We start from the raw sequence: 10587 nt of genomic DNA on the forward strand, positions 1-10587 counted from the left end.
ATGGCAAAACGCAGGCCCATACCACCCTATTTGACCCTGCCCGACGAGATGCTGGATGCAGAGCCGATCGATGGGTGGGAACTGCTCGTCGACGGCCAACAAAATCGAATCGTTCACGACAAGGAACCATTTCCATCATGGGACTCATTGCTCAAGTTCTCCCTGCGTCGGCGCTTCACTTTCGACCCGGATGCTCTTGATACGCATCTGGGAATTCCATCAGGGCAAGCGGAATACCAGTTCGTAGTTCGCCTTGAAACCGCCGGTGGGAGGATGTCCCGTGTGGAGTTGAAGAAGGTGCTAGATCCGCGAGACGGCACTATTGAAGTGCAGATAGCACCTGACAGTCGATGGTTGTCAAAGGACATCTCGGTTGCCTGCAGCGTCGTGGTTGGCTCAACGCAAGGCGATCTCGGTGTACTCTCTCCCACCCTCACTGGATCCAGGGTGTGGTTCCAAACATGGTCAGCAAAACTGGAGGGAGGTCGAGTCCGTCTCCCCATCGAGGTTGTTTCATTTGGCAAGCAGTTGCATGCAATTGCGATTCCCAACGCTCTGCTGCACGTTTCGGTGGCAGACGATCCGAGGCTGGAGTTCGAACAGGCCGTTTGCGTCTATCTGAACTCGGATCATCCCCGCTTTGTTGCAGGCTTTGAGAGTGGCGAGAGATCAGCAACCGTGATGGTCTGGGACTCGGTCGTGAGGCAAGTGCTTTCCGCAGGACTGTCCGAAGCATTCGACGAGGAAGGTGACGAGCTTCCTCAGGACTCCATCGGTGCACAGATTACGTCGTGGGTGCAGTCGATCTTTCCCGGTGAGTCGCGAGGATCTCTAGCGGCTATGCGGAGGGAAAGCCCAAGCCTGTTTGAGGGTCGAGTCCAGTCATGGATTAATGCCGGGTCTTTCTGGTCCGAAGAGGAGGCGTGATGGACCGTAGATTTCCCCGCCTCAGTGCCGCGCAAGCGAGGGTGGCTGTCTCCGGACTACTCGGGAAGTCGATTGAGCAGCTGCGATCGGAGTCCCGTGTACTTCCTGATCTCGAAACGGAACGATTTGCGGCAACAGGAATGGAGCGTGTATCTGCGAGTGAGCTGAAGTCGTTGCAGCAGGAAGTGCGTGTCCGGATAGAGAATGCTGGATATCCCGATGGCGGCGTTGGCGCGCGGGCAGACGTGGACAGAGCTATTGCAAGAACGCTGGCCGAACTCGATTTGCCGGTGGGTGAGATGCTCCGCCCAGATGTATGGACCTGGATGACGATCCATCTGCTGCCAGACTATTTAAGTTGGCGATGGACAAGGGCGGATGGAGCGATTACGGAAGCGCGTATCAGTGGATCCATACACCGAAATGCGCTCGGTCGTCTTTGGTTGCGAGGTGTTGTGTTCGACGGGGGTGCTGCATCGGGTGACCGGTGGGGTCTGATGGATCGTATTCCAGAGGATGCCGCTATGGCCATACTTGAGAGAACGACGGTATCGGCTGATCACAGGCTGGCGCGTGCAGTGGCCGAAGCGTGGATCGAGACAGGATTGATGGGTACGGAGGCAGAGGACCTGCTCCGTCGCACCATGGTGCTATTCCGGGTGCAAGCAGCACTTATCGAGGCGGTGGCCTTGGACGATGTTGAGCTGAAGCGTCTGGCGTATGAGGCATTTACGCATGAAGGGAGTCGCGTCGATTAGTCCGCAGCCGACCCAAAGCGGACATCGATTGGGTATTGGTCATGGGTCTAGGATGCTGGGTGGGGTCGATATCTCTCAGTCAACCTTATCTCGGACGGCCTAAGGCGGTTGCTCAGCGGTTCTGCAACGCTTCTAGTGCTGCGTCTAATGCAGTGACGGATTCCACTATAGTGCGCACGGTGGCACGGTCAAATTCATGGTCACGTTGGGCGTCGTGTACGCCGCTGTTGAGGTATCCCCACTCGATACTCGCGCCGCTGACATTGAGCAGTGCGGCGAGCGCGGCGACCGCCTGCGGCGCACCGACGTGCTGTGCCGCGATCCGATCGACCGCCGATCGCAGCTTGCTGCACTTGTTGTTCAACTCCCAGGGCGAGCGGGGCCCACCCAGCTTGATGTCGATTCGACCGTCCGCCCGCCGGCCCAGCCATGTCCAGAGGCGGTCCGTCAGACTCTCCAGCGCCGGCCGAGCCTGGCGCAGTGCCTCTCGCTTCTCGTCGGCCGCCAACGCCTGCTGGGCCAACAGAACATAGTTCTTCGTCGGCGGGTCGCTGTCGACGCGCAGTTCGTGCTCCCCATGATGCGGGAGGAACTTGTAGCGTTTGATGGCAGAAGCGCGCCGGACGCCCAACTCCTGCTGGATACGGTGCAGGAATTCCTCGGCGTGCGAGGTGAGGATGACCTGCTTGTCGTCGAGCAGACCGTCCTCGAAGAATGTGCGCCAGATGCCATCGCGGTGGTCGTCGTCGATCGCGTTGACGACGTCATCGAAGATCACCACGGGGCAGCCCTGCGCGATGTTCTTGGCGAGCAAAATTGCTAGGCCCAGGCATTTGATGTGCCCTTCGCTTAAGACGATGAGCGCGTCGTAGCGCATGTCCGGCTCCCCGGCGAACTCCACCTCGATCTTTCCGTTCTCCGCCACCGGTAACCAAAGCGCGTGCAGCAGATCGCCGGGCGGATCGGCTCGGTTGAACGCGTTGTATAGATGGCGGGCCTGCTCTCCCAGCCCCTGCAGCAGCACACCAGGCAGAGCTGTCAGGTAGGCCTGGATCTCGGGCAGGAAACCGTCGTAGGCAGCCTTGATTCGCTGATGGTGTGCCACCCCCGGCACTTCAGCCGCGACAGCCTGGATCAGGTCGCGGTTCGCCTCATCGAATTGGGCCACCGTCTGGCGGGCGGCCGACAGGTCCTGATCGGCCGTCGTGCGCATGGTGCGCAGCCGTTCGATCTCCAACTGGTGCTGCTGCAGTCGGTCCCGCTCCTGAGCCAGCGCGCCGCGCTGGGCATGTAAGTCACGCGCCTGCGCGTCGAAGCCTTCGATGATGTGGGTGATCCGCAGCAGGGCTTGCCAAGCGCGCTGGTCCCCGTCGACCCACGCGCCGAGCCAGTTGCCCGCAGCCGTGGGAGGCAGCAGCGGCAGGCCCGCGGCCTGCAATTCGGCAGGACAGGCGGCCGCAGCCGCCGCCAGCACGCGGCGCATCTCATCCCACAGCACTCGGACCGCCTCGCTCAGCTGCGTCCGAAGCCCGGTCTCCTGCTGCTGGAGGGCGGCCAGTTGCGCGAGCTGGTCCAAGCCCGTCCGCGCCTTGGCGAACGGATCTTGCGCCACGGCGGCCAGTCCTGTGCCGCAGGCGGGACAGGCGGTCGCTCCGTCGGCCAAGGCCAGCACCGCCTCGTAGAGCTTCGCGTACGACACCTCGCCGGCGCGAGCCGCGAGTTGCGCGGACGACGCCTGCCACAGTTCCTGGACGCGGTAAGCCTCTGCCAGCAACGCCTGCAGGCGGGCTTGGGTCACCTCGTGAATGGCAGGCGGGTTGGCGTCCAGCTGTGCCTGGACATACGGTAACCGCCCTTGCTGCTGCGGCGTACCGAGCAGCCAGTCCACGCAGGCCTGGTAGGTCGCGCCGGGCGACATGAGCTGCGCGAGGGCTCGCTCCTGGCCCTCAACCGCTGCGATCTTTTGCGGGTAAGAGGCGATCGTCTGCTCGGAGTTCGCCAACTGCAGGCGCAGTTGTGCCAACTGCGCCGCTTGGACGCCAGCAAGCATCAGGTCTTGATCGAGCGAGGGGTTGAAGCCGCGCACGAACTCGCTGAACTGGTCCACGCCGAACAGGGTTGCGATGAGCTGACGCTGATCGCCCGGGGTGCGCGCGGCGATGCGGGCGAAGTCGTCGAGACGGTTCTTCTCGATGAAGCAGAAGCGGTATTCGGCTTCGTCGGGCTGGACGGCCTGCGCCTCATCCGCCGCCCTGGACGACAGGACCGGAGCGACGTGGCGGCGCAGGCGCGCGTTGTTGCAGTAGGTCCGTTGGTCGACCCGCTTGGCCTGCGCTTCGCTGATCGAACCGAGCATCGCCACTTCCAAGGCCTCGCAGAAGCTGCTCTTGCCAGTGCCATTGGCACCGTAGACCAGAGTGATGTCATGGCTGAGGTCGAACGTCTCCTGCCGCATGAATCCGCGAAACGGTCCGACGTCGAGCTGGTGCAGTCTTCCGAGCGCCGGCCCGGTCTCAGGGCCGCGGGCGTCTCCGTCGTACGCGACAGGCATCTGCGCCAGATGCGCGATGGCCAGCGGTGCCAGACGCGTGGATCGCCCGCGGCGCGCAGCACCGACCTCGGCCAGTGTCTGCAGGTGATCGAGCACCAGGTGTGCAAGTCGCCGCACGTCGTCGTGCACGTGTCGCTGCGCCAAGTGCGCCATGAAACGGTGGTATTCCGAATGAATGCTTGCCATGCAGCCCCTCTATACAGAAGGACGCTCCGTACGGCGTCCTTGGCGTTGTTGATCGACCACCCGCGCCCGGGCGCAGGTAGGTGGTGCTTCCCTGCGCGGTTATGGCTTGTGGAAGTTTTCCGCGAAGTAGTCGATGACCTGGGACGCCTGCGTTCCTTGGCGGAACCGCTTCTGCTCATCGAAATCGGTCGAGGGCAGCATGTGAATCAGCTGGTGATCAGCGTAAAGCGCCATGACCTCACGGGCGTCCAGCGCACCGGCACGTTGACCCGTGAGCGTGTTCGCCGCTTCGATGGCCGCGCCGATCATCACGTCCGCCAATTGCACGGCGGGACTGTTCCTGGAATCGACCTGCGTCACCGACTGAAGCTTGAGCGGAAAAGTGATGCTGGCGATCTCCGACTGGCGGAACGTGACCACGTCTTCGTGGCGGATGTAGCGCTGCAGCAAGTCGTGATAGGTGAGCAGGTTCTTCGACCGGTCGTGCTCGACCCGATAGGGACCGTCGGCCATGGCCTCCACCCGGCTGACCAGTGACTGCAGCACCACCATGGCGGCATCCGTGCTGACGCCGGGTGTGGCGATCGCTCGCAGGCACTCGGGGGCGGCGAACTGCGCCAAGGGTCCCAGCGCCTCCGGCAATTCCTGCCAGCGCGCGGCGCGCGCGGCTTGGACCAGTTCGGCGAGCGCCACCGGGCTCTTTTCCTTCACCGCGCGCTGGAAACTTGCCAGCAGACGGTCGAGAGCGCCTGGCCCGAGAAGCGTCGGCCCCACCGTGTACAGCAGGGATGCCAGCGAGTAGTTCTGTCCCTCTTGGTAGAAGTCCATCCCGCGCTCGTAGTAGAACGGCTCGACGGCATAGTCCAGGAACATAAGCAGCAACAGGTAACGCTTGTCGCAGACGTAGGTCACGCACTTGTGGTGGCCCAGCACGTCGCGTTGCAGCGCCATCAGGCGGGGACGGTTGCCCGGTCGTCGCGCTAGGGCCCGGTACTTGAGCTCGTCCGCCTGCAGCTTGGGAAAATGCTCCCGGATTAGGCGCCTGGCCTCGTCGTCGTCGATGGCGATCGCCGTCGCACCTTGAAACCTCTGCTCCGGGTTCAGCAGGTCAAAGCCTGTGTAGCCGCTTTCGTCGATTCGGAAGCACTCCAAGTTCCAGCCCCCTAAAGCAAGACGGATTCAGATGATGATACGGTCAGTAGAGGCTTCGGACATAGTGCAAAGACTGCTCTTGGTGCCGATTCCTATTTCCGGCACCATTGCAAGAAACCCTTCCATATCAGCAAATTAGCAGGTCGGCTCTAGATCACCTCGCTAGTACACTGAAGGCCCCGAGGATGTTCCTCGAGGCCTTTTGTCTGCGCAGCTGGCATCCTTAGCTCCGGGGACGGGTTGCGCAGGAGGGGTGGTGGCAAGAAAGAAGGGCAGAGCGCGGCGACCGAAGACCTCGGCCTTGGCTGCGGGCGGATCAGACCAGACGGGGCTGGCTGCGCTCGCCAAGCGAGCAGAGATGTTCCTCAAGACAACCTGGGGAAGAGCAACTGCGGTACTCACGCTGCTGGGCATAGCGTTCTCTTTCACCGCCAACTTCACAAGCTCCGTTGAACAACTCCCCAGAACCGTCGCGCGAATTAGCGAATGGTGGAGCATCGACAGCAACTACTCAGGCACGTGGACCAACGATGCCGAGGGGATGAGCGTTGCAGGTCCGCCGACTGTTCCCGCTTACGTGCCGCCGCCCTCCGATCAGGGGGCAGTCTCCCTCGATATCGAACTGAGGGATGGGGAGCTAACGGGGGAGATAACGTCCCGTGTGATCACCGAGAACTTCCCCTACTCGCACGTCTTCGTCATCGGTGAGAAGCGATGGGGTCGTGTTGAGTTTGTCGTGTGGGATATGAAAGGCGGCGAGGCGGTCACTCTCGCTGCTTTGGAAATGAAGCACACAACAGTGGACGGTGAGGAGCGGCTGATGGTTCAGACGCATAGGCAGACATGGCCAGGAATGTTCCCAGAGAGGTTCTATGTCTGGCGGGGCGATATGCCGGAGCCAACAAGCACGCTCATGAGAACTTTTGAGTTGAGGCATCAGAATGAGCAGCCCGTTTTCGGAAAAAATTCCGAGAGGGTATCGATAGATCAACTGTCCTCGACTCCCCCCGTGCCCCCCGCCCCCACACCCGATGCGCCACTCCGCAGCAGCACAGCAATGCCACTGCCAGACCAGTGATGTTCCCGCTCCCCTCCTAAGGGACAGGGCGGGTGACAGTCCTTTGCTTCTGTGCATCGCGCGTTTGCATCCGCACCCTATACCGAAAGGGTTCGCGATACCCTGAAGCGTTTGCTGGGTGGGGGCCGTTTCCGACCCGAAGCGGACATCGTTGCCCTGATTCCAACTGGGACGTCACCCCTGCATTTCGACAAACGCGACAGGCGCAGCGCCGCCAGACACTAAGGCGTCAGCGATGCACACCCCCGGGCGCAGGCCGCTAAGTCGTGATGAACCACGCGAACGAAGGCGCCTCATCTTGGTTGCTCATGCCCACCCAATTGATGAGAGTGGCAGACGGGCTAGACACAAGCGAACTGGCGTCGACGTCCCAGTCGAACGTCGTTGGCAATAGCAGGCCAGTCGCGCCCAGCGGTTCGAGCGCGCCAAAGTAGAACGTTTGCCAAGCACCTGACGAACCGACCCGGGGCGTCGCGTAGATCTCGTTAGTCCGCGCGCTGATGCGGTGATCGAGGGTCACATGCGGATCTGCCGCGATCAAGTCGGCAAAAGTGGCTCTGCCCAGCTCGAGGTCGAAGTGCACGAAGTCGATCGGCAGGATCTGTCCCTCAATCATCGCGAGCGTTACGTCACGCACGCGACCCTCCTGCAGGACGATGTACAGCTGCGCTTCGGAATAGCGGTACGTCCACGCCCAGGAGTCGGCATGGTGCGGTGTGCCAAGAATTTCACGAACCCGTTCGGCGGATACACCCGGTGTGACGTAATCGAAGACATTGCGCGGAGTCAGCGGGTAGCGAGGGTTGAGAGTCGGCTCTGACAAGGAGCCGACAAGCTGCAGGTCGGCAATGCGCGCCCGCGTAAGTGACTCCTGCTTGGAGGCGAGCATCAGCGGGCGGATGCTTCCGCCTTCCCACACACGTGCCTCCATTTGGGCTTCCCGATCCCGCCAGACTGTCCACGCCGCTTGGGATTCGTCAAAGGCGGCACGCATCTGACTATCCATATCGGAACGCTTCGCGTCGATCAGCTCTTGCAACTGGGTTTGCGCGAGCTCGAACTGCTGGGCCGCGTAAGCGTTCATTTCCTGTTGAGTGCCATCAGGACGTGCTCCTCCGCGCCCACCAGCGAATTCATGCTCAATCGGTGCTGATGCCAAGCGCTCAGCTCGATCGAGGAAGTACTGCGCCGTATTGGCTGCGGCCTGGACTTCCTTCGCTGCCACCTGCCCGCGGAACTCCCTGAGGTCGTCGATACTGATCTGCTGATCCTGCAGCTTCTTGTGCAGGTCCGCCGCACGGTGCAATTTGTCCAGCTCCTCGGACTCGCCGGTATTTTCGATGCGCCGGCGAAGCAGATATCCCACACCGGAGACGACTGCGGTAAATATGGCTGCGCTCGTCAAGATAGCCTTCCAAGGCCAAGTGGTCAGGTTTTCCAACATCGACAGACTCCGGGCGGCAATACCCTCTGCCGACATTCCAATTGCACGAAGGTCATATTCTAAGACTGGACTACCTAGAATGTTCCCGAAGAGGTCCAGTATGCGCGAGCTTGAGGGCTGAGTAGTCGGCACTACCTCGTGCGCCATGTGGACGCTACGATTGATCGTGGATTGGGCGCGGGGTGAACGGCGCGCATGTGGCCGCCAACGCGTCATGTCTTGGGACGAGCCTGCGTTCGTGGGCTCGTACTCTACGGCTCCTCAACTCAGGTGTCCGCGAACGACCGCTTCTGGCCGAAAGCTGTCATTGGGCGTCGCCGCTCACCATCGGACACCCGATCATCGACGGCTGGTTCAAGTGGTCAACCTAGTGGTTCGCGATTGGGCAGCTGCGCTGGTCACTGGTTCGAGGGGCTTTCGGGCTTTCGTGAAGGATTTTCGATCCAGTATTCGTCGGCTGACGTATAGCCAGCTGGGACATGATTCCAGCCTCGATCTGCCACACTTGGCTCGATCTCCTCCAAGTAGTCGGGGAGCTTTGGTGCCGGAGTTGTCTTGCCAAGATAGGCGTAGAAGAGGTGGTTGATCTGACATTCGTCGAGATTGCCGCGTAGTTCGTGCCAGCGATCATCTTCATCGAATCCTTCTTCAATGAGGTGGTCGCACACCCAGCCGAAAATTTCCAGCTCAGCATTCTCAATTCCCCCTCCGATGGCTACATAGTGCTCCCGCGTGTAGTGCTGTTGGGGGTCTATGTGCAGCCCTAGAGCGACATATGCGTCGTAAGCAATCTCCAGCAAAGTCAGGAAGTGCTCTCTCGCTGCTGTCGACAGATCGTCGATCGTCAGGCCAGACTCCTTGTCTCTCAAGAACTTCACGGACTTATTTTGGTAATATATTGCCCCTGATATTGGATACATTCCGCCATGGACGTGCTTATTCCTCAGCTCTAGAAATGTTCTTGAAAGAACATCCGTCTTTAGGCGGGACCGGTGCTGTTCGTACCAATCTTTCAAGCCTGGAACGTGATTGAAATGCTGGATCGCCAGCGTCACCGTCCTTGATGCGGACAGATAAGCGCTAAAGTAGCAGTTGAAGTCGAATCCGGATGAGTTGAATAGGCGCGCTAGGAAAAATTCAGCTTCCGCTACTTTGTGGTCGACTGTGTCCCATGTGTTCTCGCTGTAGGTGTGGAAGTTGGGTTCACCCATCATCCATCTCCGTAAGTTTGGTGAGCTCGTGTAAATCACGTCACGGTCGAAAAAATCAATTCTGGCACCAAACCGCGTTATTCAACCAGCCCCGGGCAAAGACACTCAGGATGTGGGATCCAGTGGATCTTTTGTTTGCAGATCACCCAGAGCTGGGTTAATTCTGGATGCGCGCCAACAATTTTTGTTGAGTCAGCCCGAGTCCTTCAGTTTGATGGCGGCTAGGGCCAAGCCTTTGGCAAACAGCACAATGTCCGGTCGCGTCAGCTTCGCGACCTGCTCGGTAGTAAACGGGGTGTCAGCAGGCCATTGCTGCCCGTGAAGTCAAGCATCGGTGGCCGCGGCACCTCACCGCGGCCATGGGCGGCGATGCGCTCAAGTGATCCTGCAATTACGCAGCCAGTCGTAGACCTCGCGGTTGCCGTCAAAAAGGGTTGGTGGCTGCAAGCCGGTAATTTGGTCGGCCCCTGCGACCACCTCCGTCCAAGGAAGTGCCGAGATGTGAGGTAGTTCTCTGGGGCCGCGGAGCCAGTACACGCGTATCAGCGCTCATGTGCTTTCGTATCACTGCCGGCGCGCGGCCGCCTTGCCCTCTACGACCCTCCAGCCAACGCTAGCCAGCGAATCCAAGCAGGCGTCCTCGAGGTGGTTTTCTTTCATACCCGGTGTGGCTCCAGCTTTCCCTTGGGGCCAGTATGCCGCTGAACGATTGTTTGCGTTGGTGGGCGACCACAGCCTTCGTCGATAGTGAAGGCCTCAGGTCATCGAGCCTCGCAAGCTTGCTCGGACTTGGGAGTGAGGTAGTACCTGGTCGTGGACCGCTTCGGGAGCGTGCTTGAATTCGAGTGCTGGGGTCGTTTTTGCGCATTCGCTCAGGCCTGTGACACATGGACCTGTCACAGAAACTGTCACAGACGATTCCGGCAGCTTTTGGGGAGAGGCCGAGGTTGCCTCTTCCGGGGTGACCCTCTACCTCGGTGTGACAGTCGTTCTGTCACAAAAAAGCCCGCGTCGATGGCGGGCTATTGTCGTGTAAGGCATTGTTTCTGCTTCGAAATCTGGTGGCTATGGGTGGGATCGAACCACCGACCTCGGGATTATGAGTCTCGCGCTCTAACCGTCTGAGCTACATAGCCAATTGCTTAAATTTTACTACCTATGACCCCAGCCTTATGAGTGCTGTGCTCTAACCGGCTGAGCTACATAGCCGCGCGGAGAACCGGGAATTCTTCCTGATTCCGGCCCGCGTGTCAATTGCCGCAACCGTGCGTTGCGCCCAT

7 protein-coding genes and 1 tRNA gene are annotated in these 10587 nt (G+C 60.3%); 3 read left to right on the plus strand and 5 right to left on the minus strand.

Annotated features, from left to right (window positions below):
- Complete coding sequence (locus tag ACW7G0_RS11270; RefSeq protein WP_456989694.1) at positions 1-927, plus strand: hypothetical protein; 927 nt, start codon at positions 1-3, stop codon at positions 925-927.
- 140 nt (positions 928-1067) lie between these two features.
- Positions 1068-1685 carry a hypothetical protein gene (locus tag ACW7G0_RS11275; protein WP_456989695.1) on the plus strand — a complete coding sequence of 206 codons (618 nt, stop codon included), beginning with the start codon at positions 1068-1070 and terminating at the stop codon, positions 1683-1685.
- A 112-nt stretch (positions 1686-1797) separates the two neighbouring features.
- Here ACW7G0_RS11275 and ACW7G0_RS11280 read toward each other — a convergent pair whose 3' ends face one another.
- Both ACW7G0_RS11280 and ACW7G0_RS11285 read right to left on the minus strand, forming a co-directional pair.
- A complete protein-coding gene (locus tag ACW7G0_RS11280) occupies positions 1798-4422 on the minus strand; it encodes an AAA family ATPase (protein WP_456989696.1) in 2625 nt (874 codons plus the stop codon).
- Positions 4423-4521: 99 nt separating this feature from the next.
- The gene (locus ACW7G0_RS11285) at positions 4522-5574 is read right to left on the minus strand and encodes a DUF3800 domain-containing protein (RefSeq protein WP_456989697.1); all 1053 of its coding nucleotides are present in this window, start codon (positions 5572-5574) and stop codon (positions 4522-4524) included.
- A 256-nt stretch (positions 5575-5830) separates the two neighbouring features.
- Here ACW7G0_RS11285 and ACW7G0_RS11290 point away from each other — a divergent pair, with 256 nt between their 5' ends.
- Positions 5831-6652 (plus strand): hypothetical protein, encoded by an 822-nt coding sequence (locus ACW7G0_RS11290; protein ID WP_456989698.1) that lies wholly within the window; start codon positions 5831-5833, stop codon positions 6650-6652.
- A 259-nt stretch (positions 6653-6911) separates the two neighbouring features.
- Here the strand turns inward: ACW7G0_RS11290 and ACW7G0_RS11295 are convergent, their stop codons facing one another.
- The 3 genes from ACW7G0_RS11295 to ACW7G0_RS11305 form a co-directional block, all read right to left on the minus strand.
- Positions 6912-8096 carry a lysozyme inhibitor LprI family protein gene (locus ACW7G0_RS11295; protein ID WP_456989699.1) on the minus strand — a complete coding sequence of 395 codons (1185 nt, stop codon included), beginning with the start codon at positions 8094-8096 and terminating at the stop codon, positions 6912-6914.
- A gap of 398 nt (positions 8097-8494) precedes the next feature.
- The gene (locus tag ACW7G0_RS11300; protein WP_456989700.1) at positions 8495-9307 is read right to left on the minus strand and encodes a hypothetical protein; all 813 of its coding nucleotides are present in this window, start codon (positions 9305-9307) and stop codon (positions 8495-8497) included.
- Positions 9308-10366: 1059 nt separating this feature from the next.
- Positions 10367-10443: transfer RNA gene (locus ACW7G0_RS11305), tRNA-Met, on the minus strand.
- Positions 10444-10587: the final 144 nt, after the last annotated feature.

Source organism: Lysobacter sp. A286, assembly GCF_054052105.1.